We start from the raw sequence: 24,137 nt of genomic DNA on the forward strand, positions 1-24,137 counted from the left end.
CTAGACCGGGCCGCAATGGTAGCCCAAAACGATGACTATACACAAAATCATTCAGGTTGCGTTTAGCGACCCGAAAGAGGATGTGATTGACGCCCGGGAGGGGAATAATGACGCAGACGGCGAAAGTATTGCTGATCTATGCCCATCCGGAATCACAGGACTCGGTCGCTAACCGGGTTTTGCTCAAGCCGGCTTTGCAGTTAAGTAACGTGACCGTGCACGATCTGTACGCGCACTATCCTGATTTTTTTATTGATATCCCGCGCGAGCAGGCGCTGCTGCGCGAGCATGATGTCATTGTCTTCCAGCACCCGCTTTATACCTACAGCTGCCCGGCGCTGCTCAAAGAGTGGCTTGACCGCGTACTCAGCCGCGGCTTTGCCAGCGGTATTGGTGGCAATCAGCTGGCAGGAAAGTATTGGCGCAGCGTTATCACAACCGGTGAACCGGAAAGCGCCTATCGTCATGACGGGCTCAACCGTTATCCGATGAGCGATATTCTGCGCCCGTTTGAACTCACCGCCGCTATGTGCCATATGCACTGGATGAGTCCGATAATTGTTTATTGGGCGCGACGTCAGCCGCCTAATGAACTGGCAAGCCAGGCGAAAGCCTACGCCGACTGGCTGGCGGCGCCGATAACGGCAGGAGGGCGATGATGGAAGGCTCTGATTTATTGCTTGCGGGCGTACTGTTCCTCTTTGCGGCGGTCGCCGCGGTGCCGTTGGCAGCGCGGCTTGGGATCGGTGCGGTGTTAGGTTACCTGCTGGCGGGGATAGCAATTGGCCCCTGGGGGCTCGGGTTTATTAGCGACGTTGACGAAATTCTCCATTTCTCTGAACTGGGCGTGGTGTTCCTGATGTTTATCATCGGCCTGGAGCTGAACCCGGCCAAGCTGTGGCAGCTGCGGCGGCCCATTTTTGGCATCGGGGCCGCTCAGGTTATTTTCAGCGCGGCAATCCTCGGCGGTCTGCTGATGCTAACTAACTTCTCGTGGCAGGCGGCGGCAATTGGCGGGATTGGTCTGGCGATGTCGTCAACGGCGATGGCCCTGCAGCTGATGCGTGAAAAGGGCATGAATCGCAGCGAAGCGGGGCAGCTCGGCTTCTCGGTGCTGCTGTTTCAGGATTTGGCGGTGATTCCGGCGCTGGCGCTGGTGCCGCTGCTGGCGGGGGCCGGTGACGAGCATTTTAACTGGCAGACCGTGGGGCTGAAGGTGCTGGCTTTTGCCGGCATGCTGATCGGTGGGCGCTACCTGCTGCGTCCGGTATTCCGCTTTATTGCCAGCTCAGGCGTGCGCGAGGTGTTTACCGCCGCCACGCTGCTGTTGGTGCTGGGCTCGGCGCTGTTTATGGATGCGCTGGGGCTGTCGATGGCCCTGGGGACCTTTATTGCGGGCGTGCTGCTGGCGGAAAGCGAATACCGTCACGAGCTGGAAATCGCCATTGAGCCGTTTAAAGGGCTGCTGTTGGGCCTGTTCTTTATTTCGGTGGGCATGTCGCTCAATCTCGGCGTGCTTTACAGCCACCTGCTGTTGGTCATTGGCTGCGTGACGCTGCTGGTAGCGGTGAAAACGATGGTGCTGTATCTATTGGCCCATCTTAACGGGATGCGCAGCGCGGAGCGGATGCAGTTTGCCGGCGTGCTGAGCCAGGGCGGGGAGTTTGCCTTTGTGCTGTTCTCCGCGGCATCGTCGTTTAAGGTCTTTAAGGGCGACCAGATGTCGCTGCTGCTGGTGACCGTCACCCTATCAATGATGACGACACCGCTGTTGATGAAGGTGGTTGACCGGGTGCTGGCGCGCCGCTTTAACGGGCCGGAAGAAGAGGATGAAGCGCCGTGGGTGGATGACGATAAACCGCAGGTGATCGTCGTAGGTTTTGGTCGTTTTGGTCAGGTAATAGGGCGCCTGCTGATGGCTAACAAGCTGCGCATTACCGTACTTGAGCGCGATATCAGCGCCGTTAAGTTGATGCGTAAATACGGCTACAAGGTGTATTACGGCGATGCGACTCAGGTTGAGCTGCTGCGTTCGGCTGGGGCCGAGCAGGCGCAGTCGATCGTTATCACCTGCAACGAGCCGGAAGATACCATGAAGCTGGTGGAGATCTGCCAGCAGCACTTCCCGCATCTGAAAATTATGGCCCGTGCGCGAGGACGTGTGGAGGCGCACGAACTGTTGCAGGCGGGCGTGGTACAGTTTTCCCGCGAGACCTTCTCCAGCGCGCTTGAGCTGGGGCGTAAGGCACTTATCTCGACCGGTATGCATCCGCATCAGGCACAGCGCGCGCAGCTGCATTTTAAGCGGCTGGATATGCGTATGTTGCGTGAACTCATGCCGGTACACAGCGACACCCAACAAATTTCGCGCGTGCGGGAAGCGCGGCGCGAGCTGGAGGAGATCTTCCAGCGTGAAATGCAGCAAGAGCGACGGCAGCTGGACGGCTGGGATGAATTTGAATAGAAGGTGAAGCATGGCGGTACGTAAACGTTTTATCGCGGGCGCAAAATGCCCGTCGTGTCAGGCGCAGGACTCGATGGCGATGTGGCGCGAAAATAATATTGATGTAGTTGAATGTGTTAAGTGCGGGCATCAGATGCGCGAGGCCGATAAAGAGGCGCGCGATCATGTGCGCAAAGAGGAACAAGTGATCGGTATTTTTCATCCGGAGTAGCGATCCGTGCTGTCTTTTTTTAAGCTTATGGGTACACGGGTGTAGAATTCCGCTACAATCTGCGCCACTAAAATATTCCCATGCTCAGGAGATATCATGAAAGTAGCAAAAGACCTGGTGGTCAGCCTGGCCTATCAGGTACGTACAGAAGACGGTGTGTTGGTTGATGAGTCTCCGGTAAGTGCTCCGCTGGACTACCTGCATGGTCACGGTTCCCTGATCTCCGGCCTGGAAAACGCGCTGGACGGTCACGAAGTGGGTGATAAATTCGACGTTGCTGTTCAAGCTAACGACGCTTACGGTCAGTATGATGAAAACCTGGTGCAGCGCGTTCCTAAAGACGTGTTCATGGGCGTTGACGAACTGCAGGTTGGCATGCGCTTCCTGGCAGAAACCGACCAAGGTCCGGTTCCGGTTGAAATCACCGAAGTGGAAGACGATCACGTTGTGGTTGACGGCAACCACATGCTGGCTGGCCAGAACCTGAAGTTCAACGTGGAAGTTGTCGCTATCCGTGAAGCAACCGAAGAAGAACTGGCTCACGGCCACGTACACGGTGCGCACGATCATCACCACGATCACGGTGAAGATGGCTGCTGTGGCGGTCACGGCCATGACCACGGTCACGACCACGGCGGCGAAGGCTGCTGCGGCGGTGGCGGTAAAGGCAACGGCGGCTGCGGTTGCCACTAAGCCGTCTGTTTGCCTGATGGCGCTGCGCTTATCAGGCCTACGGCAGGCCGGATAAGACGTTGACGTCATTATCCGGCACAAAAAAAGCGGGGAAACCCGCTTTTTTTACGCCTCAATAGTGGGGCGGCGGCGTCTCTTCGGACTGAGACGCGATATTTGACGGCTGGCTGGCTTTCAGCTTTTCCGTCAGCAGGCGCAGATGCTCGCGCAGTTTGGCCATTTCCATTTCATGGGCAGTGACCGTCTGGTTGAGGTCATCAATGGTGATTTCCTGGAAGGCCAGTCGGCTTTCCAGCTCAGCCAGACGCGCCTCGATTGTCGTTTCCTGCATGATGTCTCTCTCCCCTGTTATCGGCAAAAGCGTTACCGCCGCGGCGGATTCTACGCAACTTTATCCACCCGTGCAGCACTGCCGTACGTGAGCGGAAACTTATTTAAACAAAAAGAGTCTGAAAAGGGTCGATATAAGGCGCGTTCGTATGTAGATTTCCTCTACAACGTTCTATAGTACGCTTCTCATTTTGTTAACATGGGGCGAGAGGCCCCGGCCCTGGAGAGATGGATGAAATCACTGTTTAAAGTAACGCTTCTGGCAACCACAATGGCCGTTGCACTGAATGCGCCGATGACCTTCGCGGCTGACGCGGCGGCGAAAGCAGCACCGGCAGCAGAGAGCAAAGCGTCATTCAAAAATGACGACCAGAAATCTGCTTATGCGCTGGGCGCATCGCTGGGTCGTTACATGGAAAATTCCCTGAAAGAACAGGAAAAACTGGGTATCAAACTGGATAAAGACCAGCTGATCGCCGGCGTTCAGGACGCGTTTGCTGACAAGAGCAAACTGTCCGATCAGGAAATCGAACAAACTCTGCAGGCCTTTGAGACTCGCGTGAAGGCCTCCGCTCAGGCGAAGATGGAAAAAGACGCCGCTGACAACGAAGCGAAAGGCAAAGCCTTCCGTGAGAAGTTTGCCAAAGAAAAAGGCGTGAAGACCTCTAAAACCGGTCTGCTGTTCAAAGTAGAGAAAGAAGGCACCGGCGAAGCGCCGAAAGACAGCGATACCGTGGTGGTAAACTACAAAGGTACGTTGATCGACGGTAAAGAGTTCGATAACTCCTACACCCGCGGTGAGCCGCTGTCCTTCCGTCTTGATGGTGTTATCCCTGGCTGGACTGAAGGCCTGAAAAACATCAAGAAAGGCGGTAAAATCCAGCTGGTTATCCCACCAGATCTGGCCTACGGTAAAACCGGTGTTCCGGGTATTCCGGCTAACTCAACGCTGGTCTTCGACGTTGAGCTGTTAGACGTGAAACCGGCACCGAAAGCCGAAGCGCAGCCTGAAGCTGCACCGGCAGACAAGGCCGCTGCCGCGAGCAAAAAATAATAGTCAGATTGCCGCCGCCCACTGGGCGGCGGCTTTTTATTATCGGCAGGGTATAATTAATGCTGGAAAGCGCCTTATGCGCTGTATTACTTTAGATGCCCCTAATAGTGATGAGCCTGCCCTGACAACATAACGACAGGCTCCTGAAAAGGAGTGCTTTTTTTCATGTCCAGGTCGCTTTTAACCAACGAAACCAGTGAGCTTGATTTACTGGATCAACGTCCTTTCGATCAAACCGACTTCGATATCCTGAAATCCTATGAAGCGGTAGTGGACGGGTTGGCGATGCTCATTGGTTCCCACTGCGAAATCGTGCTGCATTCACTTCAGGATCTCAAATGTTCGGCTATTCGTATCGCTAACGGCGAACATACCGGGCGTAAAATTGGCTCGCCCATTACCGACCTCGCGCTGCGGATGCTGCATGATATGACCGGGGCGGATAGCAGCGTTTCCAAATGCTACTTTACTCGCGCCAAAAGCGGCGTGCTGATGAAGTCGGTTACCATCGCTATTCGCAATCGCGATCAGCGCGTGATTGGCCTGCTGTGCATCAATATGAATCTTGATGTACCGTTCTCGCAGATCATGAATACCTTTATTCCGCCTGAAACACCGGAAGTAGGCTCTGCGGTTAACTTTGCTTCCTCGGTTGAGGACCTGGTCACCCAGACGCTGGAATTCACCATTGAAGAGGTGAATGCCGATCGCAACGTTTCCAATAACGCCAAAAATCGCCAGATTGTGCTCAATCTTTACGAGAAGGGTATCTTTGATATCAAAGACGCTATCAACCAGGTCGCCGATCGTCTGAACATCTCCAAACACACCGTCTACCTCTACATTCGCCAGTTTAAGAACGGCGATTTCCTGGGACAGGATAAGTAATGCGTTTTGCCCTGATGGTGACCGGCCCGGCCTACGGCACGCAGCAGGCCAGCAGCGCGCTGCAGTTCGCGCAGGCGGCGCTGGCGGAAGGTCATGAGATAGCCTGCGTCTTTTTCTATCGTGAAGGGGTGTATAACGCCAATCAGCTGACGTCTCCTGCCAGCGATGAGTTTGATTTAGTTCGCGCGTGGCAGTCGCTGCATGATACGCATGGCGTGGCGCTGCATATTTGCGTGGCGGCGGCACTGCGTCGCGGTGTGTCCGATGAAACGCAAGCCGCCCAGCTTGGCCTGCCCATGTTTAACCTACAGCCGGGTTTCTTGCTAAGCGGATTGGGTTCGCTGGCTGAAGCTGCGCTGACCTGCGATCGAATGGTGCAGTTCTGATGAAACGCGTTGCGTTTGTTTTTTCCAGCGCGCCGCACGGCAGCGCTGCGGGCCGTGAAGGGCTGGATGCGCTGCTGGCGACGTCGGCCTTGAGCGAAGATTTAGGCGTCTTTTTCATCGGCGACGGCGTGTTTCAGCTGCTCAGCCAGCAGACGCCTGGCGTTATTCTGGCCCGAGACTACATCGCCACGTTCAAACTGCTGGCGCTCTACGATATTGAAAACTGCTGGATTTGCGCCGCCTCGATGCGTGAGCGTGGTCTGGCGGCAGAGACGACGTTTGTCGCCGACGTTGAGCCGTTAGAACCGGATGCCCTGCGCGACCGGCTTAACGGTTACGATGTGATTCTGCGCTTCTGAGGCCCTTATGCTGCATACGCTCAGTACTTCTCCCTGGCATTCAGACATCGCGGGCATGATCCGCATGATGGCTGAAGGCGACGACCTGCTGCTGATCGCCGACGGCGTGTTGGCGGCGGTTGAAAACAGCCACTTCCTTGAAATTCTGCGCGCTGCCCCCATATCCATCCACGTGTTGAATGTAGATGTGCAAGCGCGCGGTCTTTGTGCTCAAATTTCGAGCGATGTCATCATGGTCAGCTATACTGACTTCGTCAGGTTAACGGTAAAACACCCGGTTCAGATGTCCTGGTAATGCCATACCGTTGTATATTTCTTGACACCCTTTCGGCATGGCCCTAAAATTTCGCGTCCTCATATTATATGAGGCGATTTATTACGTGTTTACGAAGCAAAAGCTAAAACCAGGAGCTATTTAATGGCAACAGTTAACCAGCTGGTTCGCAAACCACGTGCTCGCAAAGTTGCAAAAAGCAACGTGCCTGCACTGGAAGCCTGCCCGCAGAAACGTGGCGTATGTACTCGTGTATATACTACCACTCCTAAAAAACCGAACTCCGCACTGCGTAAAGTTTGCCGTGTTCGTCTGACTAACGGTTTTGAAGTGACTTCCTACATCGGTGGTGAAGGTCACAACCTGCAGGAGCACTCCGTGATCCTGATCCGTGGCGGTCGTGTAAAAGACCTTCCGGGTGTTCGTTACCACACCGTTCGTGGTGCGCTTGACTGCTCCGGCGTTAAAGACCGTAAGCAAGCTCGCTCCAAGTATGGCGTGAAGCGTCCTAAGGCTTAATGGTTCTCCGTTAAGTAAGGCCAAACGTTTTATATTAATGTCAAACTAAACTCTTTGAGTTTTGGACAATCCTGAATTAACAACGGAGTATTTCCATGCCACGTCGTCGCGTCATTGGTCAGCGTAAAATCCTGCCGGATCCTAAGTTCGGATCAGAACTGCTGGCTAAATTTGTTAACATCCTGATGGTAGATGGTAAAAAATCTACTGCAGAATCAATCGTATACAGCGCGCTGGAGACCCTGGCTCAGCGTTCTGGTAAAAATGAACTGGAAGCATTCGAAGTTGCGCTCGAAAACGTGCGCCCGACTGTCGAAGTTAAGTCCCGCCGTGTAGGTGGTTCTACTTATCAGGTTCCAGTTGAAGTTCGTCCGGTTCGTCGTAATGCCCTGGCAATGCGTTGGATCGTAGAAGCTGCTCGTAAACGCGGTGATAAATCCATGGCTCTGCGCCTGGCGAACGAACTTTCTGACGCTGCAGACAACAAAGGTACTGCAGTTAAGAAACGTGAAGACGTTCACCGTATGGCAGAAGCCAACAAGGCGTTCGCACACTACCGTTGGTAATCCCTTCGGAGTATTAGTCACCAGGCGGGCGCTTCAGCGAAGCAGCCCGCTTTGGGTTACTTAACTGAACGCCTAAAAAGATAAACGAGGAATCAAATGGCTCGTACAACACCCATCGCACGCTACCGTAACATCGGTATCAGTGCGCACATCGACGCCGGTAAAACCACTACTACCGAACGTATTCTGTTCTACACCGGTGTAAACCACAAAATCGGTGAAGTTCACGACGGCGCCGCTACCATGGACTGGATGGAGCAGGAGCAGGAACGTGGTATTACCATCACTTCCGCAGCGACTACTGCATTCTGGTCTGGTATGGCTAAGCAGTATGAACCGCACCGCGTAAACATCATCGACACCCCGGGGCACGTTGACTTCACTATCGAAGTAGAACGTTCCATGCGTGTTCTTGATGGTGCAGTAATGGTTTACTGCGCAGTTGGTGGTGTTCAGCCACAGTCTGAAACCGTATGGCGTCAGGCTAACAAATATAAAGTTCCACGCATCGCGTTCGTTAACAAAATGGACCGTATGGGTGCTAACTTCCTGAAAGTTGTTGGTCAGATCAAAACCCGTCTGGGCGCGAACCCGGTTCCGCTGCAGCTGGCAATTGGTGCTGAAGAAGGTTTCACCGGTGTTGTTGACCTGGTGAAAATGAAAGCCATCAACTGGAACGATGCAGACCAGGGCGTTACCTTCGAATACGAAGATATCCCGGCTGACATGCAGGAACTGGCTGACGAATGGCACCAGAACCTGATCGAATCCGCTGCTGAAGCTTCTGAAGAGCTGATGGAGAAATACCTGGGTGGTGAAGAACTGACTGAAGAAGAGATCAAAAAAGCTCTGCGTCAGCGCGTTCTGAACAACGAAATCATCCTGGTAACCTGTGGTTCTGCGTTCAAGAACAAAGGTGTTCAGGCGATGCTGGATGCGGTAATTGATTACCTGCCATCCCCGGTTGACGTACCTGCGATCAACGGCATCCTGGACGACGGTAAAGATACCCCGGCTGAGCGTCACGCAAGCGACGACGAGCCGTTCTCTGCACTGGCGTTCAAAATTGCTACCGACCCGTTCGTGGGCAACCTGACCTTCTTCCGTGTGTACTCCGGTGTGGTTAACTCTGGTGATACCGTACTGAACTCCGTGAAAACTGCACGTGAGCGTTTCGGTCGTATCGTTCAGATGCACGCAAACAAACGTGAAGAGATCAAAGAAGTTCGCGCGGGCGACATCGCTGCTGCAATCGGTCTGAAAGACGTAACCACTGGTGACACCCTGTGTGACCCGGATGCGCCGATCATTCTGGAACGTATGGAATTCCCTGAGCCGGTAATCTCCATCGCAGTAGAACCGAAAACCAAAGCTGACCAGGAAAAAATGGGTCTGGCTCTGGGCCGTCTGGCTAAAGAAGACCCGTCATTCCGCGTATGGACCGACGAAGAATCTAACCAGACCATTATCGCCGGTATGGGTGAGCTGCACCTCGACATCATCGTTGACCGTATGAAACGTGAATTCAACGTTGAAGCGAACGTCGGTAAACCTCAGGTTGCTTACCGTGAAGCGATTCGCGCGAAAGTTACCGATATCGAAGGTAAACACGCTAAGCAGTCTGGTGGTCGCGGTCAGTACGGTCATGTTGTTATCGACATGTACCCGCTGGAGCCGGGTTCCAACCCGAAAGGCTACGAGTTCATCAACGACATTAAAGGTGGTGTAATCCCTGGCGAATACATCCCGGCCGTTGATAAAGGTATCCAGGAACAGCTGAAATCTGGCCCGCTGGCTGGTTACCCGGTTGTTGACATGGGTGTTCGTCTGCACTTCGGTTCTTACCATGACGTTGACTCCTCTGAACTGGCGTTTAAACTGGCCGCTTCTATCGCCTTCAAAGATGGCTTTAAGAAAGCAAAACCAGTTCTGCTTGAACCGATCATGAAGGTTGAAGTAGAGACTCCGGAAGAGAACACTGGTGACGTTATCGGTGACTTGAGCCGCCGTCGTGGTATGCTCAAAGGTCAGGAATCCAACGTGACTGGCGTTGTGATCCACGCTGAAGTTCCGCTGTCCGAAATGTTCGGTTATGCAACTCAGCTGCGTTCACTGACCAAAGGCCGTGCTTCTTACTCCATGGAGTTCCTGAAGTACGACGATGCGCCGAACAACGTTGCTCAGGCCGTTATTGAAGCCCGTGGTAAATAATCCACAGGATTAAAACCTAAGTCCCGTGCTCTCTCCAAAGGGGAGAGCACTATAGTAAGGAATATAGCCGTGTCTAAAGAAAAATTTGAACGTACAAAACCGCACGTCAACGTCGGCACCATCGGCCACGTTGACCACGGTAAAACTACCCTGACCGCTGCAATCACCACCGTACTGGCTAAAACCTACGGCGGTGCTGCTCGTGCTTTCGACCAGATCGATAACGCGCCGGAAGAAAAAGCTCGTGGTATCACCATCAACACTTCTCACGTTGAATATGACACCCCGACTCGCCACTACGCACACGTAGACTGCCCGGGCCACGCCGACTATGTTAAAAACATGATCACCGGTGCTGCGCAGATGGATGGCGCGATCCTGGTTGTTGCTGCGACTGACGGCCCGATGCCGCAGACTCGTGAGCACATCCTGCTGGGTCGTCAGGTAGGCGTTCCGTACATCATCGTGTTCCTGAACAAATGCGACATGGTTGATGACGAAGAGCTGCTGGAACTGGTTGAAATGGAAGTTCGTGAACTTCTGTCTCAGTACGATTTCCCGGGCGACGACACTCCGATCGTTCGTGGTTCTGCTCTGAAAGCGCTGGAAGGCGAAGCAGAGTGGGAAGCGAAAATCATCGAACTGGCTGGCTTCCTGGATTCTTACATCCCGGAACCAGAACGTGCTATCGATAAGCCGTTCCTGCTGCCGATCGAAGACGTATTCTCCATCTCCGGTCGTGGTACCGTTGTTACCGGTCGTGTAGAACGCGGTATCATCAAAGTTGGCGAAGAAGTTGAAATCGTTGGTATCAAAGAGACTGCTAAGTCTACCTGTACTGGCGTTGAAATGTTCCGCAAACTGCTGGACGAAGGCCGTGCTGGTGAGAACGTTGGTGTTCTGCTGCGTGGTATCAAACGTGAAGAAATCGAACGTGGTCAGGTACTGGCTAAGCCGGGTTCTATCAAGCCGCACACCAAGTTCGAATCTGAAGTGTACATCCTGTCCAAAGACGAAGGCGGCCGTCATACTCCGTTCTTCAAAGGCTACCGTCCGCAGTTCTACTTCCGTACGACTGACGTGACTGGTACCATCGAACTGCCGGAAGGCGTTGAGATGGTAATGCCGGGCGACAACATCAAAATGGTTGTTACCCTGATCCACCCGATCGCGATGGACGACGGTCTGCGTTTCGCAATCCGTGAAGGCGGCCGTACTGTAGGTGCGGGCGTTGTTGCTAAAGTAATGAGCTAATTATTGCTTAATTAGCTTTGAGCTTAAAAAGGGCGCTTCGGCGCCCTTTTTGCTTTTCTGATGTTTATTACTGCGCATTTTTAACCGCTCTCTTTATCTCTTTCGTGCTGCAATTTGCATGTCGCTATTGTAATCATAATTATTCTCACTTACACTTTGTTCAGAAATTGAACGGGAGTGGGTATGTACGTTTGTTTATGTAATGGCGTCAGCGATAAAAAAATTCGCCAGGCAGTACGCCAGTTTCATCCGCAGTCTTTCCAGCAGTTAAGAAAATGTATTCCTATTGGAAATCAATGCGGTAAATGCGTTCGTGCGGCCCGTGAGGTGATGGAAGACGAATTAATGCAAATGCCAGAGTTCAAAGAGATTGCCTGAGCCCGGATTTCTTTTTTGACATCCCTGTAGTCCGTTCTACGCTTCAATATGTGGAAGCGGAGGGTCTATAAAATGAAAGGTGATGTTAAGATAATAAATTATCTCAATAAATTATTGGGAAACGAGCTTGTCGCAATAAACCAATACTTTCTCCACGCGAGAATGTTCAAAAACTGGGGCCTGATGCGCCTCAACGATATTGAGTATCACGAATCCATCGATGAAATGAAACACGCCGATCGCTACATCGAGCGTATTCTGTTTCTTGAAGGGATCCCCAATATGCAGGACCTGGGCAAGCTGCATATCGGCGAGGACGTCGAGGAGATGCTGCAGTCTGACCTTAAGCTTGAGCTGGACGGCGCGAAAGATCTCCGTGAAGCGATAGCCTATGCCGATAGTGTTCATGATTATGTCAGTCGCGATATGCTGATCAATATCCTGACTGAGGAAGAACATCACATCGACTGGCTGGAAACCGAGCTGGATTTGATTAGTAAAATTGGCCTGCAGAACTACCTTCAGTCGCAGATCAAAGTCGAAGATTAAACCCCGACACGCCGGCAACAATAAAACCCGCAGCCCCCAGAAATGGACCGAACGGCAGCGGGTTTTTTATGCCCGCCAACGAGCGCTGCCAGCAGGCTGTGCTGAATACGTATATCGCAGCCATCGTGCTGGCCGTTAGCACTAAAACCGGCAGCGATGGCCAGCCATGCCACGCTCCCAACGCCGCCAGATATTTTACGTCGCCGTAGCCTAATCCCTCACGCCCGCGAAGCCCCCGGTATCCCCAATAAATCATGGCCATGGCACCATAGCCGGCAAAAATTCCCCATAGTGCATCATTAACGTTAGCCGGCCGCAGGCTCAGCTGAAAGAGCAGCCCCGCCCACAGGAGAGGGCAGGTGAGACGGTCGGGCAGCAACCCCGTGCGAGCGTCATGCCAGCATAGGGCGCTGCTCAACAGCACGTAGGCAATAAAGAAAGGAAAGGCGATAAGCGTCATTGTTTGGATACCGGTCTGGAAATATTGGGCGAGTGTGGCGGGAGGGGAGAAGGGTGGCAAACGGCAACATCACGCTGTGCGAGGCGTTATCCAGAAAAATTGCGCGGCTTGCCGTTTTGCAGGCTGCTTTGCGCCTCTTTCCGCAGAATAAGGTGACTATTTAATAAACACGACTTGCTTCGCATGGGCATTTGTGTATAATGCGCGGGCTTGTCTAATATTGACAGGCGGTTCAATCTGAACCAGGTACTGCGAAAGCGATACCAGACAATGATCCCAATTGGGGAACTCTGTAAGAACGGTTACACTCTCCCATCAATCGTAATGGGTTTGAGGAGTAACTATTTCGTCTATAAAATAATTGGAGCTCTGGTCTCATGCAGAACCAAAGAATCCGTATCCGCCTGAAAGCGTTTGATCATCGTCTGATCGATCAATCAACCGCGGAAATCGTCGAGACTGCTAAGCGCACTGGTGCGCAAGTCCGTGGTCCGATCCCGCTGCCGACCCGCAAAGAGCGTTTCACCGTTCTGATCTCTCCGCACGTTAACAAAGACGCGCGTGATCAGTACGAGATTCGTACTCACAAGCGTCTGGTTGACATCGTTGAGCCAACTGAAAAAACCGTTGATGCTCTGATGCGTCTGGACCTGGCTGCCGGTGTAGACGTGCAGATCAGCCTGGGTTAATCAGGTCATCGAGCGATTGAGAGGTTGATACAATGATTGGTTTAGTCGGTAAAAAAGTGGGTATGACCCGCATCTTCACTGAAGATGGCGTATCTATCCCAGTAACCGTTATCGAAGTTGAAGCAAACCGCGTTACTCAGATCAAAGATCTGGCTAACGATGGCTATCGCGCTGTTCAGGTTACCACTGGTGCTAAAAAAGCTAACCGTGTAACTAAGCCGGAAGCTGGCCACTTCGCTAAAGCTGGCGTAGAAGCCGGTCGCGGCCTGTGGGAATTCCGTCTGGCTGATGGTGAAGAATACACCGTAGGTCAGAGCATCAGCGTAGAACTGTTTGCTGACGTTAAAAAAGTTGACGTAACCGGTACCTCTAAAGGTAAAGGTTTCGCTGGTACCGTTAAGCGCTGGAACTTCCGTACCCAGGACGCTACTCACGGTAACTCCTTGTCCCACCGCGTTCCGGGTTCTATCGGTCAGAACCAGACTCCGGGCAAAGTGTTCAAAGGCAAGAAAATGGCAGGTCAGCTGGGCAACGAACGCGTCACTGTTCAGAGCCTGGACGTAGTACGTGTTGACGCTGAGCGCAACCTGCTGCTGGTTAAAGGTGGTGTTCCGGGTGCGACCGGTTGCGACCTGATCGTTAAACCAGCTGTGAAGGCGTAAGGGGATAGCAATGGAATTAGTATTGAAAGACGCGCAGAGCGCGCTGACTGTTTCCGAAACTACCTTCGGTCGTGATTTCAACGAAGCGCTGGTTCACCAGGTTGTTGTTGCTTATGCAGCTGGTGCTCGTCAGGGTACTCGTGCTCAGAAGACTCGTGCTGAAGTAACTGGTTCTGGTAAAAAACCATGGCGCCAGAAAGGTACCGGCCGTGCGCGTTCAGGTTCTATCAAGAGCCCGATCTGGCGTTCTGGTGGCGTGACCTTCGCTGCTCGTCCGCAGGACCACAGTCAAAAAGTTAACAAAAAGATGTACCGCGGCGCGCTGAAAAGCATCCTGTCCGAACTGGTACGTCAGGATCGTCTGATCGTTGTCGAGAAGTTCTCTGTTGAAGCGCCTAAAACTAAGCTGCTGGCACAGAAACTGAAAGACATGGCTCTGGAAGATGTGCTGATCATCACCGGTGAGCTGGACGAAAACCTGTTCCTGGCTGCGCGCAACCTGCACAAGGTTGACGTACGCGATGCAACTGGTATCGACCCGGTTAGCCTGATCGCCTTCGACAAAGTCGTAATGACTGCTGATGCTGTTAAGCAAGTTGAGGAGATGCTGGCATGATTCGTGAAGAACGTCTGCTGAAGGTGCTGCGCGCACCGCACGTTTCTGAAAAAGCGTCTACTGCGATGGAAAAAACTAACACCATCGTTCTCAAAGTTGCTAAAGACGCGACCAAAGCAGAAATCAAAGCTGCTGTGCAGAAACTGTTTGAAGTCGAAGTCGAAGTCGTTAACACCCTGGTTGTTAAAGGGAAAGTTAAACGTCACGGACAGCGTATCGGTCGTCGTAGCGACTGGAAAAAAGCTTACGTCACCCTGAAGGAAGGCCAGAATCTGGACTTCGTTGGCGGCGCTGAGTAAGTCGGAGGAGTAATACAATGGCAGTTGTTAAATGTAAACCGACATCTCCGGGTCGTCGCCACGTTGTTAAAGTGGTTAACCCTGAGCTGCACAAGGGCAAACCTTTTGCTCCGCTGCTGGAAAAAAACAGCAAATCCGGTGGTCGTAACAACAATGGCCGTATCACCACTCGTCACATTGGTGGTGGTCACAAGCAGGCTTACCGTATTGTTGACTTCAAACGCAACAAAGATGGTATCCCGGCAGTTGTTGAACGTCTTGAGTACGATCCGAACCGCTCCGCGAACATCGCGCTGGTTCTGTACAAAGACGGCGAGCGCCGTTACATCCTGGCCCCGAAAGGCCTGAAAGCTGGCGACCAGATTCAGTCTGGCGTTGATGCTGCAATCAAAGCAGGTAACACCCTGCCGATGCGCAATATCCCGGTTGGTTCTACCGTTCATAACGTAGAAATGAAACCAGGTAAAGGCGGTCAGCTGGCACGTTCCGCTGGTACTTACGTTCAGATCGTTGCTCGTGATGGTGCTTATGTCACCCTGCGTCTGCGTTCTGGTGAAATGCGTAAAGTCGAAGCAGACTGCCGTGCAACTCTGGGCGAAGTTGGCAATGCTGAGCATATGCTGCGCGTTCTGGGTAAAGCCGGTGCTGCACGCTGGCGTGGTGTTCGTCCGACCGTTCGCGGTACCGCGATGAACCCAGTCGATCACCCACATGGTGGTGGTGAAGGTCGTAACTTTGGTAAGCACCCGGTATCCCCGTGGGGCGTTCAGACCAAAGGTAAAAAGACCCGCAGCAACAAGCGTACTGATAAATTCATCGTACGTCGCCGTAGCAAATAATTTTAGAGGATAAGCCATGCCACGTTCTCTCAAGAAAGGTCCTTTTATTGACCTGCACTTGCTGAAGAAGGTAGAGAAAGCGGTGGAAAGCGGAGACAAGAAGCCCCTGCGCACTTGGTCCCGTCGTTCAACGATCTTTCCTAACATGATCGGTTTGACCATCGCTGTCCATAATGGTCGTCAGCACGTTCCAGTCTTTGTTACCGACGAAATGGTTGGTCACAAACTGGGTGAATTCGCACCGACTCGTACTTATCGCGGCCACGCTGCTGATAAAAAAGCGAAGAAGAAATAAGGTAGGAGGAAGAGATGGAAACTTTAGCTCAACATCGCCATGCTCGTTCTTCTGCTCAGAAGGTTCGCCTTGTTGCTGACCTGATTCGCGGTAAGAAAGTGTCGCAGGCACTGGAAATTCTGACCTACACCAATAAGAAAGCGGCTGTACTGGTCAAGAAAGTTCTGGAATCTGCCATTGCTAACGCTGAACACAACGATGGCGCTGACATTGACGATCTGAAAGTTACGAAAATTTTCGTAGACGAAGGCCCGAGCATGAAGCGCATTATGCCGCGTGCGAAAGGTCGTGCAGATCGCATCCTGAAGCGCACCAGCCACATCACTGTGGTTGTGTCCGATCGCTGAGACTCTGGAGACTAGCAATGGGTCAGAAAGTACATCCTAATGGTATTCGCCTGGGTATTGTAAAACCATGGAACTCAACCTGGTTTGCGAACACCAAAGAATTCGCTGACAACCTGGACAGCGACTTTAAAGTACGTCAGTACCTGACTAAGGAACTGGCGAAGGCGTCCGTATCTCGTATCGTTATCGAACGTCCGGCTAAGAGCATCCGTGTGACCATTCACACTGCTCGCCCGGGTATCGTGATCGGTAAGAAAGGTGAAGACGTAGAAAAACTGCGCAAAGTCGTAGCTGATATTGCTGGCGTTCCTGCCCAGATCAATATCGCCGAAGTGCGTAAGCCTGAACTGGACGCAAAACTGGTTGCTGACAGCATCACTTCTCAGCTGGAACGTCGCGTTATGTTCCGTCGTGCTATGAAGCGTGCTGTACAGAACGCAATGCGTCTGGGCGCTAAAGGTATCAAAGTTGAAGTTAGCGGCCGTCTGGGCGGCGCGGAAATCGCACGTACCGAATGGTACCGCGAAGGTCGCGTACCGCTGCACACTCTGCGTGCTGACATCGACTACAACACCTCTGAAGCGCACACCACTTATGGTGTAATCGGCGTTAAGGTATGGATCTTCAAAGGTGAGATCCTGGGTGGTATGGCTGCTGTTGAACAACCGGAACCGGCTGCTCAACCTAAAAAGCAGCAGCGTAAAGGCCGTAAATAAGGAGCGTCGCTGATGTTACAACCAAAGCGTACAAAATTCCGTAAAGTGCACAAAGGCCGTAACCGCGGTCTGGCGCAGGGTACGGATGTTAGCTTCGGCAGCTTCGGCCTGAAAGCTGTTGGCCGTGGTCGTCTGACTGCCCGTCAGATCGAAGCAGCACGTCGTGCAATGACCCGTGCAGTTAAGCGTCAAGGTAAGATCTGGATCCGTGTATTCCCGGACAAACCGATCACCGAAAAACCGCTGGCAGTGCGTATGGGTAAAGGTAAAGGTAACGTGGAGTATTGGGTTGCCTTGATCCAACCGGGCAAAGTCCTGTATGAAATGGACGGTGTTCCGGAAGAGCTGGCCCGTGAAGCATTCGGCCTCGCTGCAGCGAAACTGCCGATCAAAACCACCTTTGTAACTAAGACGGTGATGTAATGAAAGCAAAAGAGCTGCGTGAAAAAAGCGTTGAAGAGCTGAACGCTGAGCTGCTGAACCTGCTGCGTGAGCAGTTCAACCTGCGCATGCAGGCTGCAAGTGGCCAGCTGCAACAGACTCACCTGCTGAAGCAGGTTCGTCGTGATGTTGCACGCGTTAAGACTTTACTGACTCAGAAGGCGGGTGCGTAATGACCGATAAAATCCGTACTCTGCAAGGTCGCGTAGTTAGCGCAAAAATGGAGAAATCCATTGTTGTTGCTATCGAACGTATGGTGAAACACCCGGTATACGGCAAATTCATCAAACGTACGACCAAACTGCACGTACATGACGAGAACAACGAATGCGGCATGGGCGACGTGGTTGAAATCCGCGAATGCCGTCCGCTGTCCAAGACTAAATCCTGGACGCTGGTTCGCGTTGTAGAGAAAGCGGTTCTGTAATACAGTACTCGTTCTCGATACGAATAAACGGCTCAGCGATGAGCCGTTTATTTTTTCTACCCTTATCGTTGAAGCGGTGTTATAATGCCGCGCCCTCGATATGGGGCTTTTTAACGACCTGAATTCGGGTCTCAGTAGTAGTTGACATTAGCGGAGCACTAAAATGATCCAAGAACAGACTATGCTGAACGTCGCCGACAACTCCGGTGCACGTCGCGTAATGTGTATCAAGGTTCTGGGTGGCTCGCACCGTCGCTACGCAGGCGTAGGCGACATCATCAAGATCACCATCAAAGAAGCAATTCCGCGTGGTAAGGTCAAAAAAGGTGATGTGCTGAAGGCGGTAGTGGTGCGCACCAAGAAGGGTGTTCGTCGCCCGGACGGTTCTGTCATTCGCTTCGATGGTAATGCATGCGTTATTTTAAACAATAACAGCGAGCAGCCTATCGGTACGCGTATTTTTGGGCCGGTAACTCGTGAACTTCGTAACGAGAAGTTCATGAAAATTATCTCTCTGGCACCAGAAGTACTCTAAGGAGCGAATCATGGCAGCTAAAATCCGTCGTGATGACGAAGTTATCGTGTTAACCGGTAAAGATAAAGGTAAGCGCGGTAAAGTAAAAAATGTTCTGTCTTCCGGCAAACTTGTCGTTGAAGGTATCAACCTGGTTAAGAAACATCAGAAGCCGGTTCCGGCCCTGAACCAACCGGGTGGCATCGTTGAAAAAGAAGCCGCTATTCAGGTTTCCAACGTTGCAATCTTCAATGCGGCTACCGGCAAGGCTGACCGTGTAGGCTTTAGATTCGAAGACGGCAAAAAAGTCCGTTTCTTCAAGTCTAACAGCGAAACTATCAAGTAATTTGGAGTAGTACGATGGCGAAACTGCATGATTACTACAAAGACGAAGTAGTCGCTAAACTCATGTCTGAGTTTAACTACAATTCTGTCATGCAAGTCCCTCGGGTCGAGAAGATCACCCTGAACATGGGTGTTGGTGAAGCGATCGCTGACAAGAAACTGCTGGATAACGCAGCAGCTGATCTGACAGCAATCTCCGGTCAAAAACCGCTGATCACCAAAGCACGCAAATCAGTTGCAGGCTTCAAAATCCGTCAGGGCTATCCGATCGGCTGTAAAGTAACTCTGCGTGGCGAACGCATGTGGGAGTTCTTTGAGCGCCTGATCACTATTGCTGTACCGCGTATCCGTGACTTCCGTGGCTTGTCCTCTAAGTCTTTCGACGGTCGTGGTAACTACAGCATGGGTGTCCGTGAGCAGATCATCTTCCCAGAAATCGACTACGATAAAGTCGACCGCGTGCGTGGTTTGGATATTACCATTACCACTACTGCGAAATCTGACGAAGAAGGCCGTGCTCTGCTGGCTGCCTTTGACTTCCCGTTCCGCAAGTAAGGTAGGGTTACTGAATGGCTAAGCAATCAATGAAAGCACGCGAAGTAAAGCGCGTAGCTTTAGCTGATAAGTACTTCGCAAAACGCGCTGAACTGAAAGCTATTATCTCTGATGTGAACGCGACCGACGAAGATCGTTGGAACGCAGTTCTCAAGCTGCAGTCTCTGCCGCGTGATTCCAGCCCGTCTCGTCAGCGTAAACGCTGCCGTCAAACAGGTCGTCCGCATGGCTATGTGGGCAAGTTCGGGTTGAGCCGTATTAAGCTTCGTGAAGCCGCTATGCGCGGTGAAGTACCGGGCTTGAAAAAGGCTAGCTGGTAATTACCAATTGAATCACGGGAGTAAAGACAGATGAGCATGCAAGATCCGATCGCGGATATGCTGACCCGTATCCGTAACGGTCAGGCCGCGAATAAAGCTGCGGTCACCATGCCTTCCTCCAAGCTGAAAGTGGCAATTGCCAACGTGCTGAAGGAAGAAGGTTTTATTGAAGATTTTAAAGTTGAAGGCGACACCAAGCCGGAACTGGAACTGACTCTTAAGTATTTCCAGGGTAAAGCTGTTGTAGAAAGCATTCAGCGTGTCAGTCGCCCAGGTCTGCGCATTTATAAGCGTAAAGACGAGCTGCCGAAAGTTATGGCAGGCATGGGTATCGCAGTTGTTTCTACCTCTAAAGGTGTTATGACTGATCGTGCAGCGCGCCAGGCTGGTCTTGGTGGCGAAATTATCTGCTACGTAGCCTAATCGGAGGAAAAAATGTCTCGTGTTGCTAAAGCACCGGTCGTTGTTCCTGCCGGCGTTGATGTAAAAATCAACGGTCAGGTTATTACGATCAAAGGTAAAAACGGCGAGCTGACTCGTACTCTCAACGATGCTGTTGAAGTTAAACATGCAGATAATGCTCTGACCTTCGGTCCGCGTGATGGTTACGTAGACGGTTGGGCTCAGGCTGGTACCGCGCGTGCCCTGCTGAACTCAATGGTTATCGGTGTTACCGAAGGCTTCACTAAGAAGCTGCAGCTGGTTGGTGTAGGTTATCGTGCAGCGGTCAAAGGGAACGTAGTAAACCTGTCTTTAGGTTTCTCTCACCCGGTTGAACATCAGCTGCCGGCAGGTATTACTGCTGAATGTCCGACTCAAACTGAAATCGTGCTGAAAGGCGCTGATAAGCAGGTGATCGGTCAGGTTGCAGCGGATCTGCGCGCCTACCGTCGTCCTGAGCCTTACAAAGGCAAGGGTGTTCGTTACGCCGACGAAGTCGTGCGTACCAAAGAGGCTAAGAAGAAGTAAGGTAACACTATGGATAAGAAATCTGCTCGTATCCGTCGTGCGACCCGCGCACGCCGCAAGCTCCAGGAGCTGGGCGCAACTCGCCTGGTGGTACATCGTACCCCGCGTCATATTTACGCACAGGTAATTGCACCGAACGGTTCCGAAGTTCTGGTAGCTGCTTCTACTGTAGAAAAAGCTATCGCTGAACAACTGAAGTACACCGGTAACAAAGACGCTGCTGCAGCTGTGGGTAAAGCTGTCGCCGAACGCGCTCTGGAAAAAGGCATCAAAGATGTGTCCTTTGACCGTTCCGGGTTCCAATATCATGGTCGTGTCCAGGCACTGGCAGATGCTGCCCGTGAAGCTGGCCTTCAGTTCTAAGGTAGAGGTGTAAGATGGCTCACATCGAAAAACAAGCTGGCGAACTGCAGGAAAAGCTGATCGCGGTAAACCGCGTATCTAAAACCGTTAAAGGTGGTCGTATTTTCTCCTTCACAGCTCTGACTGTAGTAGGCGATGGTAACGGTCGCGTTGGTTTTGGTTACGGTAAAGCGCGTGAAGTTCCAGCAGCGATCCAGAAAGCGATGGAAAAAGCCCGTCGCAATATGATTAACGTCGCGCTGAATACTGGCACCCTGCAGCACCCGGTTAAGGGTACTCACACGGGTTCTCGTGTATTCATGCAGCCGGCTTCCGAAGGTACCGGTATCATCGCCGGTGGTGCAATGCGCGCCGTTCTGGAAGTCGCTGGAGTTCGTAACGTTCTGGCTAAAGCGTATGGTTCCACTAACCCGATTAACGTGGTTCGTGCAACTATCGACGGTCTGGAAAATATGAAATCTCCGGAAATGGTCGCTGCCAAGCGTGGTAAATCCGTTGAAGAAATTCTGGGGAAATAAACCATGGCAAAGACTATTAAAATTACTCAAACCCGCAGTGCAATCGGTCGTCTGCCGAAACACAAGGCAACGCTGCTTGGCCTGGGTCTGCGTCGTATTGGTCACACCGTAGAGCGCGAGGATACTCCTGCTGTTCGCGGTATGGTCAACGCGGTTTACTTCATGGTTAAAGTTGAGGAGTAAGAGATGCGTTTAAATACTCTGTCTCCGGCCGAAGGCTCTAAAAAGGCGGGTCGCCGTCTGGGTCGTGGTATCGGTTCTGGCCTCGGTAAAACCGGCGGTCGTGGTCACAAAGGTCAGAAGTCTCGTTCTGGCGGTGGCGTACGTCGTGGTTTCGAGGGTGGTCAGATGCCTCTGTACCGTCGTCTGCCGAAATTCGGCTTCACTTCTCGCAAAGCAGCGATCACAGCGGAAATCCGTCTGTCTGACCTGGCGAAAGTGGAAGGCGGTATTGTTGACCTGAACACGCTGAAAGCAGCTAACATTATCGGTGTCCAGATCGAGTTCGCGAAAGTGATCCTGGCTGGTGAAGTTTCTACTCCGGTAACTGTTCGTGGCCTGCGTGTTACTAAAGGCGCTCGTGCTGCTATCGAAGCTGCTGGCGGTAAAATCGAGGAATAAGTAGCAGATGGCTAAACAACCGGGATTAGATTTTCAAAGTGCCAAAGGTGGCTTAGGCGAGCTGAAACGCAGACTGTTGTTTGTAATCGGTGCGCTTATTGTGTTCCGTATTGGCTCTTTTATTCCGATCCCTGGTATTGATGCCGCTGTACTTGCCAAACTGCTTGAGCAACAGCGAGGCACCATCATTGAAATGTTCAACATGTTCTCTGGTGGTGCTCTCAGCCGTGCTTCTATTTTTGCTCTGGGGATCATGCCGTATATTTCGGCGTCGATCATTATCCAGCTGCTGACGGTGGTTCATCCAACGCTGGCTGAAATCAAGAAAGAAGGGGAGTCTGGTCGTCGTAAGATCAGCCAGTACACCCGCTACGGTACTCTGGTGCTGGCGATATTCCAGTCGATCGGTATTGCTACCGGTCTGCCGAATATGCCTGGTATGCAGGGCCTGGTAATCAATCCAGGCTTTGCATTCTATTTCACCGCTGTTGTAAGTCTGGTTACAGGGACCATGTTCCTGATGTGGCTCGGCGAACAGATCACTGAACGCGGTATCGGTAACGGTATCTCGATCATTATCTTCGCTGGTATCGTTGCGGGACTCCCGCCAGCCATTGCCCATACTATCGAGCAAGCGCGTCAAGGCGACCTGCACTTCCTCCTGTTGCTGTTGGTTGCAGTATTAGTGTTTGCAGTGACGTTCTTTGTTGTATTTGTTGAACGTGGTCAACGCCGCATTGTGGTAAACTACGCGAAACGTCAGCAGGGTCGTCGTGTCTATGCTGCACAGAGCACACATTTACCGCTGAAAGTGAATATGGCAGGGGTAATCCCGGCAATCTTCGCTTCCAGTATTATTCTGTTCCCTGCGACCATCGCGTCATGGTTCGGGGGCGGTACCGGTTGGAACTGGCTGACAACAATTTCGCTGTATTTGCAGCCTGGGCAACCGCTTTATGTGTTACTCTATGCGTCTGCAATCATCTTCTTCTGTTTCTTCTACACGGCGTTGGTCTTCAACCCGCGTGAAACAGCAGATAACCTGAAGAAGTCCGGTGCATTTGTACCAGGAATTCGTCCGGGAGAGCAAACGGCGAAGTATATCGATAAAGTAATGACTCGCCTGACACTCGTTGGTGCATTGTATATTACTTTTATCTGCCTGATCCCGGAGTTCATGCGTGATGCAATGAAAGTGCCGTTCTACTTCGGTGGGACATCGCTACTGATCGTTGTTGTCGTGATTATGGACTTTATGGCTCAAGTGCAAACTCTGATGATGTCAAGTCAGTACGAGTCTGCATTGAAGAAGGCGAACCTGAAAGGCTACGGCCGTTAATTGGTCGCCCGAGAAGTTACGGAGAGTAAAAATGAAAGTTCGTGCTTCCGTCAAGAAATTATGCCGTAACTGCAAAATCGTTAAGCGTGATGGTGTCATCCGTGTGATTTGCAGTGCCGAGCCGAAGCATAAACAGCGCCAAGGCTGATTTTTTCGCATATTTTTCTTGCAAAGTTGGGTTGAGCTGGCTAGATTAGCCAGCCAATCTTTTGTATGTCTGTACGTTTCCATTTGAGTATCCTGAAAACGGGCTTTTCAGCATGGTGCGTACATATTAAATAGTAGGAGTGCATAGTGGCCCGTATAGCAGGCATTAACATTCCTGATCAGAAACATGCTGTGATCGCGTTAACCTCGATCTACGGCGTCGGTAAGACCCGTTCTAAAGCCATTCTGGCTGCAGCGGGTATCGCTGAAAATGTTAAGATCAGTGAGCTGTCTGAAGGACAAATCGACACGCTGCGTGACGAAGTTGCCAAATTTGTCGTTGAAGGTGATCTGCGCCGTGAAATTAGCATGAGCATCAAGCGCCTGATGGATCTTGGTTGCTATCGCGGTTTGCGTCATCGTCGTGGTCTCCCGGTTCGCGGTCAGCGTACCAAGACCAACGCACGTACCCGTAAGGGTCCGCGCAAACCGATCAAGAAATAATCGGGGTGATTGAAT

The 24,137-nt window shown here is 52.0% G+C and carries 41 protein-coding genes; 39 read left to right on the plus strand and 2 right to left on the minus strand.

What is annotated here, in order from left to right; genetic code table 11:
* The first annotated feature begins 104 nt into the window (after nt 1-104).
* From kefG to slyD, 4 genes are all read left to right on the plus strand, one after another.
* Nucleotides 105-659, plus strand: a complete 555-nt coding sequence (kefG, locus tag H7R58_RS02170; protein WP_106925196.1) for a glutathione-regulated potassium-efflux system ancillary protein KefG — start codon at nt 105-107, stop codon at nt 657-659.
* Nucleotides 659-2,464 (plus strand): glutathione-regulated potassium-efflux system protein KefB, encoded by a 1,806-nt coding sequence (gene kefB / locus H7R58_RS02175; RefSeq protein ID WP_106925164.1) that lies wholly within the window; start codon nt 659-661, stop codon nt 2,462-2,464. The genes kefG and kefB overlap by 1 nt, the downstream gene beginning before the upstream one ends.
* Nucleotides 2,465-2,474: 10 nt before the next feature.
* The gene (locus H7R58_RS02180) at nt 2,475-2,675 is read left to right on the plus strand and encodes a YheV family putative zinc ribbon protein (protein ID WP_106925165.1); all 201 of its coding nucleotides are present in this window, start codon (nt 2,475-2,477) and stop codon (nt 2,673-2,675) included.
* 96 nt (nt 2,676-2,771) lie between these two features.
* A complete protein-coding gene (slyD, locus tag H7R58_RS02185) occupies nt 2,772-3,368 on the plus strand; it encodes a peptidylprolyl isomerase (protein WP_106925166.1) in 597 nt (198 codons plus the stop codon).
* A 112-nt stretch (nt 3,369-3,480) separates the two neighbouring features.
* Here slyD and H7R58_RS02190 read toward each other — a convergent pair whose 3' ends face one another.
* Nucleotides 3,481-3,699, minus strand: a complete 219-nt coding sequence (locus tag H7R58_RS02190; protein ID WP_106925167.1) for a protein SlyX — start codon at nt 3,697-3,699, stop codon at nt 3,481-3,483.
* Between the two features lie 231 nt (nt 3,700-3,930).
* Between H7R58_RS02190 and fkpA the strand changes: the two genes are divergently transcribed.
* The 11 genes from fkpA to bfr all read left to right on the plus strand — a co-directional run bounded on the left by fkpA (nt 3,931) and on the right by bfr (nt 12,136).
* The gene (fkpA, locus tag H7R58_RS02195) at nt 3,931-4,752 is read left to right on the plus strand and encodes an FKBP-type peptidyl-prolyl cis-trans isomerase (RefSeq protein WP_106925168.1); all 822 of its coding nucleotides are present in this window, start codon (nt 3,931-3,933) and stop codon (nt 4,750-4,752) included.
* 165 nt (nt 4,753-4,917) lie between these two features.
* The gene (locus H7R58_RS02200; RefSeq protein WP_064541597.1) at nt 4,918-5,640 is read left to right on the plus strand and encodes a helix-turn-helix transcriptional regulator; all 723 of its coding nucleotides are present in this window, start codon (nt 4,918-4,920) and stop codon (nt 5,638-5,640) included.
* Nucleotides 5,640-6,026, plus strand: a complete 387-nt coding sequence (tusD, locus tag H7R58_RS02205; protein ID WP_182929918.1) for a sulfurtransferase complex subunit TusD — start codon at nt 5,640-5,642, stop codon at nt 6,024-6,026. Before H7R58_RS02200 ends, tusD begins: the two co-directional genes overlap by 1 nt.
* Nucleotides 6,026-6,385 (plus strand): sulfurtransferase complex subunit TusC, encoded by a 360-nt coding sequence (tusC, locus tag H7R58_RS02210; RefSeq protein ID WP_106925170.1) that lies wholly within the window; start codon nt 6,026-6,028, stop codon nt 6,383-6,385. Before tusD ends, tusC begins: the two co-directional genes overlap by 1 nt.
* A gap of 7 nt (nt 6,386-6,392) precedes the next feature.
* Nucleotides 6,393-6,680, plus strand: a complete 288-nt coding sequence (tusB, locus tag H7R58_RS02215) for a sulfurtransferase complex subunit TusB (protein ID WP_106925171.1) — start codon at nt 6,393-6,395, stop codon at nt 6,678-6,680.
* A 123-nt stretch (nt 6,681-6,803) separates the two neighbouring features.
* A complete protein-coding gene (gene rpsL / locus H7R58_RS02220) occupies nt 6,804-7,178 on the plus strand; it encodes a 30S ribosomal protein S12 (RefSeq protein WP_000246815.1) in 375 nt (124 codons plus the stop codon).
* 95 nt (nt 7,179-7,273) lie between these two features.
* Nucleotides 7,274-7,744: a 30S ribosomal protein S7 gene (rpsG, locus tag H7R58_RS02225; RefSeq protein WP_035894363.1), complete on the plus strand. Its 471-nt coding sequence runs from the start codon at nt 7,274-7,276 to the stop codon at nt 7,742-7,744.
* 96 nt (nt 7,745-7,840) lie between these two features.
* Nucleotides 7,841-9,955, plus strand: coding sequence for an elongation factor G (fusA, locus tag H7R58_RS02230; RefSeq protein WP_106925172.1), 2,115 nt, complete (start codon nt 7,841-7,843; stop codon nt 9,953-9,955).
* 69 nt (nt 9,956-10,024) lie between these two features.
* Nucleotides 10,025-11,209 (plus strand): elongation factor Tu, encoded by a 1,185-nt coding sequence (gene tuf / locus H7R58_RS02235; RefSeq protein WP_003031109.1) that lies wholly within the window; start codon nt 10,025-10,027, stop codon nt 11,207-11,209.
* Nucleotides 11,210-11,392: 183 nt separating this feature from the next.
* Nucleotides 11,393-11,587 (plus strand): bacterioferritin-associated ferredoxin, encoded by a 195-nt coding sequence (gene bfd / locus H7R58_RS02240; protein WP_035894970.1) that lies wholly within the window; start codon nt 11,393-11,395, stop codon nt 11,585-11,587.
* 72 nt (nt 11,588-11,659) lie between these two features.
* Nucleotides 11,660-12,136 (plus strand): bacterioferritin, encoded by a 477-nt coding sequence (gene bfr, locus H7R58_RS02245; protein ID WP_182929919.1) that lies wholly within the window; start codon nt 11,660-11,662, stop codon nt 12,134-12,136.
* Here the strand turns inward: bfr and H7R58_RS02250 are convergent.
* A complete protein-coding gene (locus tag H7R58_RS02250; RefSeq protein WP_106930834.1) occupies nt 12,120-12,596 on the minus strand; it encodes a prepilin peptidase in 477 nt (158 codons plus the stop codon). The genes bfr and H7R58_RS02250 overlap by 17 nt on opposite strands.
* 377 nt (nt 12,597-12,973) lie before the next feature.
* On the opposite strand from H7R58_RS02250, the gene rpsJ reads away from it, so the two are divergent.
* From rpsJ to rpsM, 24 genes are all read left to right on the plus strand, one after another.
* Nucleotides 12,974-13,285 (plus strand): 30S ribosomal protein S10, encoded by a 312-nt coding sequence (gene rpsJ / locus H7R58_RS02255; RefSeq protein WP_001181005.1) that lies wholly within the window; start codon nt 12,974-12,976, stop codon nt 13,283-13,285.
* A gap of 32 nt (nt 13,286-13,317) precedes the next feature.
* Nucleotides 13,318-13,947 (plus strand): 50S ribosomal protein L3, encoded by a 630-nt coding sequence (gene rplC / locus H7R58_RS02260; protein WP_064541630.1) that lies wholly within the window; start codon nt 13,318-13,320, stop codon nt 13,945-13,947.
* Nucleotides 13,948-13,957: 10 nt separating this feature from the next.
* On the plus strand, nt 13,958-14,563 hold the full coding sequence (rplD, locus tag H7R58_RS02265) for a 50S ribosomal protein L4 (protein WP_000424395.1): 606 nt from the start codon (nt 13,958-13,960) through the stop codon (nt 14,561-14,563).
* Nucleotides 14,560-14,862: a 50S ribosomal protein L23 gene (gene rplW / locus H7R58_RS02270; protein WP_000617546.1), complete on the plus strand. Its 303-nt coding sequence runs from the start codon at nt 14,560-14,562 to the stop codon at nt 14,860-14,862. Before rplD ends, rplW begins: the two co-directional genes overlap by 4 nt.
* Nucleotides 14,863-14,879: 17 nt before the next feature.
* Complete coding sequence (rplB, locus tag H7R58_RS02275; protein ID WP_008457150.1) at nt 14,880-15,701, plus strand: 50S ribosomal protein L2; 822 nt, start codon at nt 14,880-14,882, stop codon at nt 15,699-15,701.
* Nucleotides 15,702-15,717: 16 nt separating this feature from the next.
* A complete protein-coding gene (rpsS, locus tag H7R58_RS02280; protein ID WP_001138117.1) occupies nt 15,718-15,996 on the plus strand; it encodes a 30S ribosomal protein S19 in 279 nt (92 codons plus the stop codon).
* A gap of 14 nt (nt 15,997-16,010) precedes the next feature.
* Nucleotides 16,011-16,343, plus strand: a complete 333-nt coding sequence (gene rplV / locus H7R58_RS02285; RefSeq protein WP_035894978.1) for a 50S ribosomal protein L22 — start codon at nt 16,011-16,013, stop codon at nt 16,341-16,343.
* Between the two features lie 17 nt (nt 16,344-16,360).
* Nucleotides 16,361-17,059: a 30S ribosomal protein S3 gene (gene rpsC, locus H7R58_RS02290; protein WP_006817277.1), complete on the plus strand. Its 699-nt coding sequence runs from the start codon at nt 16,361-16,363 to the stop codon at nt 17,057-17,059.
* A gap of 12 nt (nt 17,060-17,071) precedes the next feature.
* Entirely contained in the window at nt 17,072-17,482 is a 411-nt protein-coding gene (gene rplP / locus H7R58_RS02295) for a 50S ribosomal protein L16 (protein ID WP_035894979.1), read from the plus strand.
* Entirely contained in the window at nt 17,482-17,673 is a 192-nt protein-coding gene (rpmC, locus tag H7R58_RS02300; RefSeq protein ID WP_002919754.1) for a 50S ribosomal protein L29, read from the plus strand. The genes rplP and rpmC overlap by 1 nt, the downstream gene beginning before the upstream one ends.
* Nucleotides 17,673-17,927 carry a 30S ribosomal protein S17 gene (gene rpsQ, locus H7R58_RS02305; RefSeq protein WP_035894980.1) on the plus strand — a complete coding sequence of 85 codons (255 nt, stop codon included), beginning with the start codon at nt 17,673-17,675 and terminating at the stop codon, nt 17,925-17,927. Before rpmC ends, rpsQ begins: the two co-directional genes overlap by 1 nt.
* A 163-nt stretch (nt 17,928-18,090) precedes the next feature.
* Nucleotides 18,091-18,462, plus strand: a complete 372-nt coding sequence (gene rplN / locus H7R58_RS02310; RefSeq protein WP_000613954.1) for a 50S ribosomal protein L14 — start codon at nt 18,091-18,093, stop codon at nt 18,460-18,462.
* Nucleotides 18,463-18,472: 10 nt separating this feature from the next.
* Nucleotides 18,473-18,787: a 50S ribosomal protein L24 gene (rplX, locus tag H7R58_RS02315; protein ID WP_003863287.1), complete on the plus strand. Its 315-nt coding sequence runs from the start codon at nt 18,473-18,475 to the stop codon at nt 18,785-18,787.
* Nucleotides 18,788-18,801: 14 nt separating this feature from the next.
* Nucleotides 18,802-19,341: a 50S ribosomal protein L5 gene (gene rplE / locus H7R58_RS02320; RefSeq protein WP_106930836.1), complete on the plus strand. Its 540-nt coding sequence runs from the start codon at nt 18,802-18,804 to the stop codon at nt 19,339-19,341.
* Nucleotides 19,342-19,355: 14 nt separating this feature from the next.
* On the plus strand, nt 19,356-19,661 hold the full coding sequence (gene rpsN, locus H7R58_RS02325) for a 30S ribosomal protein S14 (RefSeq protein ID WP_064541637.1): 306 nt from the start codon (nt 19,356-19,358) through the stop codon (nt 19,659-19,661).
* Between the two features lie 30 nt (nt 19,662-19,691).
* Entirely contained in the window at nt 19,692-20,084 is a 393-nt protein-coding gene (rpsH, locus tag H7R58_RS02330; RefSeq protein ID WP_003031127.1) for a 30S ribosomal protein S8, read from the plus strand.
* Nucleotides 20,085-20,096: 12 nt separating this feature from the next.
* On the plus strand, nt 20,097-20,630 hold the full coding sequence (gene rplF, locus H7R58_RS02335) for a 50S ribosomal protein L6 (RefSeq protein WP_106930838.1): 534 nt from the start codon (nt 20,097-20,099) through the stop codon (nt 20,628-20,630).
* 9 nt (nt 20,631-20,639) lie between these two features.
* Nucleotides 20,640-20,993, plus strand: coding sequence for a 50S ribosomal protein L18 (gene rplR, locus H7R58_RS02340; protein WP_000358960.1), 354 nt, complete (start codon nt 20,640-20,642; stop codon nt 20,991-20,993).
* Between the two features lie 14 nt (nt 20,994-21,007).
* Nucleotides 21,008-21,511, plus strand: a complete 504-nt coding sequence (gene rpsE / locus H7R58_RS02345) for a 30S ribosomal protein S5 (protein ID WP_015962744.1) — start codon at nt 21,008-21,010, stop codon at nt 21,509-21,511.
* 3 nt (nt 21,512-21,514) lie between these two features.
* Nucleotides 21,515-21,694: a 50S ribosomal protein L30 gene (rpmD, locus tag H7R58_RS02350; RefSeq protein WP_003863301.1), complete on the plus strand. Its 180-nt coding sequence runs from the start codon at nt 21,515-21,517 to the stop codon at nt 21,692-21,694.
* Nucleotides 21,695-21,697: 3 nt separating this feature from the next.
* Complete coding sequence (rplO, locus tag H7R58_RS02355) at nt 21,698-22,132, plus strand: 50S ribosomal protein L15 (RefSeq protein WP_106930840.1); 435 nt, start codon at nt 21,698-21,700, stop codon at nt 22,130-22,132.
* Nucleotides 22,133-22,139: 7 nt separating this feature from the next.
* Complete coding sequence (gene secY, locus H7R58_RS02360) at nt 22,140-23,471, plus strand: preprotein translocase subunit SecY (protein WP_015962746.1); 1,332 nt, start codon at nt 22,140-22,142, stop codon at nt 23,469-23,471.
* A gap of 31 nt (nt 23,472-23,502) precedes the next feature.
* Entirely contained in the window at nt 23,503-23,619 is a 117-nt protein-coding gene (rpmJ, locus tag H7R58_RS02365) for a 50S ribosomal protein L36 (protein ID WP_000868187.1), read from the plus strand.
* Between the two features lie 146 nt (nt 23,620-23,765).
* Nucleotides 23,766-24,122, plus strand: coding sequence for a 30S ribosomal protein S13 (gene rpsM, locus H7R58_RS02370; RefSeq protein WP_013364454.1), 357 nt, complete (start codon nt 23,766-23,768; stop codon nt 24,120-24,122).
* Nucleotides 24,123-24,137 lie beyond the last annotated feature (15 nt).

This window comes from Klebsiella sp. WP4-W18-ESBL-05 (genome assembly GCF_014169075.1).
GTDB classification, from domain to species: Bacteria; Pseudomonadota; Gammaproteobacteria; order Enterobacterales; family Enterobacteriaceae; genus Kluyvera; species Kluyvera ascorbata_B.

Coding starts and splice junctions, on each gene's coding strand:
- kefB (WP_106925164.1), top strand. CDS start 659: ATGGAAGGCTCTGATTTATTGCTTGCGGGCGTACTGTTCCTCTTTGCG.
- H7R58_RS02180 (WP_106925165.1), top strand. CDS start 2,475: ATGGCGGTACGTAAACGTTTTATCGCGGGCGCAAAATGCCCGTCGTGT.
- slyD (WP_106925166.1), top strand. CDS start 2,772: ATGAAAGTAGCAAAAGACCTGGTGGTCAGCCTGGCCTATCAGGTACGT.
- H7R58_RS02190 (WP_106925167.1), bottom strand. CDS start 3,699: ATGCAGGAAACGACAATCGAGGCGCGTCTGGCTGAGCTGGAAAGCCGA.
- fkpA (WP_106925168.1), top strand. CDS start 3,931: ATGAAATCACTGTTTAAAGTAACGCTTCTGGCAACCACAATGGCCGTT.
- H7R58_RS02200 (WP_064541597.1), top strand. CDS start 4,918: ATGTCCAGGTCGCTTTTAACCAACGAAACCAGTGAGCTTGATTTACTG.
- tusD (WP_182929918.1), top strand. CDS start 5,640: ATGCGTTTTGCCCTGATGGTGACCGGCCCGGCCTACGGCACGCAGCAG.
- tusC (WP_106925170.1), top strand. CDS start 6,026: ATGAAACGCGTTGCGTTTGTTTTTTCCAGCGCGCCGCACGGCAGCGCT.
- tusB (WP_106925171.1), top strand. CDS start 6,393: ATGCTGCATACGCTCAGTACTTCTCCCTGGCATTCAGACATCGCGGGC.
- rpsL (WP_000246815.1), top strand. CDS start 6,804: ATGGCAACAGTTAACCAGCTGGTTCGCAAACCACGTGCTCGCAAAGTT.
- rpsG (WP_035894363.1), top strand. CDS start 7,274: ATGCCACGTCGTCGCGTCATTGGTCAGCGTAAAATCCTGCCGGATCCT.
- fusA (WP_106925172.1), top strand. CDS start 7,841: ATGGCTCGTACAACACCCATCGCACGCTACCGTAACATCGGTATCAGT.
- bfd (WP_035894970.1), top strand. CDS start 11,393: ATGTACGTTTGTTTATGTAATGGCGTCAGCGATAAAAAAATTCGCCAG.
- bfr (WP_182929919.1), top strand. CDS start 11,660: ATGAAAGGTGATGTTAAGATAATAAATTATCTCAATAAATTATTGGGA.
- H7R58_RS02250 (WP_106930834.1), bottom strand. CDS start 12,596: ATGACGCTTATCGCCTTTCCTTTCTTTATTGCCTACGTGCTGTTGAGC.
- rpsJ (WP_001181005.1), top strand. CDS start 12,974: ATGCAGAACCAAAGAATCCGTATCCGCCTGAAAGCGTTTGATCATCGT.
- rplC (WP_064541630.1), top strand. CDS start 13,318: ATGATTGGTTTAGTCGGTAAAAAAGTGGGTATGACCCGCATCTTCACT.
- rplD (WP_000424395.1), top strand. CDS start 13,958: ATGGAATTAGTATTGAAAGACGCGCAGAGCGCGCTGACTGTTTCCGAA.
- rplW (WP_000617546.1), top strand. CDS start 14,560: ATGATTCGTGAAGAACGTCTGCTGAAGGTGCTGCGCGCACCGCACGTT.
- rplB (WP_008457150.1), top strand. CDS start 14,880: ATGGCAGTTGTTAAATGTAAACCGACATCTCCGGGTCGTCGCCACGTT.
- rpsS (WP_001138117.1), top strand. CDS start 15,718: ATGCCACGTTCTCTCAAGAAAGGTCCTTTTATTGACCTGCACTTGCTG.
- rplV (WP_035894978.1), top strand. CDS start 16,011: ATGGAAACTTTAGCTCAACATCGCCATGCTCGTTCTTCTGCTCAGAAG.
- rpsC (WP_006817277.1), top strand. CDS start 16,361: ATGGGTCAGAAAGTACATCCTAATGGTATTCGCCTGGGTATTGTAAAA.
- rplP (WP_035894979.1), top strand. CDS start 17,072: ATGTTACAACCAAAGCGTACAAAATTCCGTAAAGTGCACAAAGGCCGT.
- rpmC (WP_002919754.1), top strand. CDS start 17,482: ATGAAAGCAAAAGAGCTGCGTGAAAAAAGCGTTGAAGAGCTGAACGCT.
- rpsQ (WP_035894980.1), top strand. CDS start 17,673: ATGACCGATAAAATCCGTACTCTGCAAGGTCGCGTAGTTAGCGCAAAA.
- rplN (WP_000613954.1), top strand. CDS start 18,091: ATGATCCAAGAACAGACTATGCTGAACGTCGCCGACAACTCCGGTGCA.
- rplX (WP_003863287.1), top strand. CDS start 18,473: ATGGCAGCTAAAATCCGTCGTGATGACGAAGTTATCGTGTTAACCGGT.
- rplE (WP_106930836.1), top strand. CDS start 18,802: ATGGCGAAACTGCATGATTACTACAAAGACGAAGTAGTCGCTAAACTC.
- rpsN (WP_064541637.1), top strand. CDS start 19,356: ATGGCTAAGCAATCAATGAAAGCACGCGAAGTAAAGCGCGTAGCTTTA.
- rpsH (WP_003031127.1), top strand. CDS start 19,692: ATGAGCATGCAAGATCCGATCGCGGATATGCTGACCCGTATCCGTAAC.
- rplF (WP_106930838.1), top strand. CDS start 20,097: ATGTCTCGTGTTGCTAAAGCACCGGTCGTTGTTCCTGCCGGCGTTGAT.
- rplR (WP_000358960.1), top strand. CDS start 20,640: ATGGATAAGAAATCTGCTCGTATCCGTCGTGCGACCCGCGCACGCCGC.
- rpsE (WP_015962744.1), top strand. CDS start 21,008: ATGGCTCACATCGAAAAACAAGCTGGCGAACTGCAGGAAAAGCTGATC.
- rpmD (WP_003863301.1), top strand. CDS start 21,515: ATGGCAAAGACTATTAAAATTACTCAAACCCGCAGTGCAATCGGTCGT.
- rplO (WP_106930840.1), top strand. CDS start 21,698: ATGCGTTTAAATACTCTGTCTCCGGCCGAAGGCTCTAAAAAGGCGGGT.
- secY (WP_015962746.1), top strand. CDS start 22,140: ATGGCTAAACAACCGGGATTAGATTTTCAAAGTGCCAAAGGTGGCTTA.
- rpmJ (WP_000868187.1), top strand. CDS start 23,503: ATGAAAGTTCGTGCTTCCGTCAAGAAATTATGCCGTAACTGCAAAATC.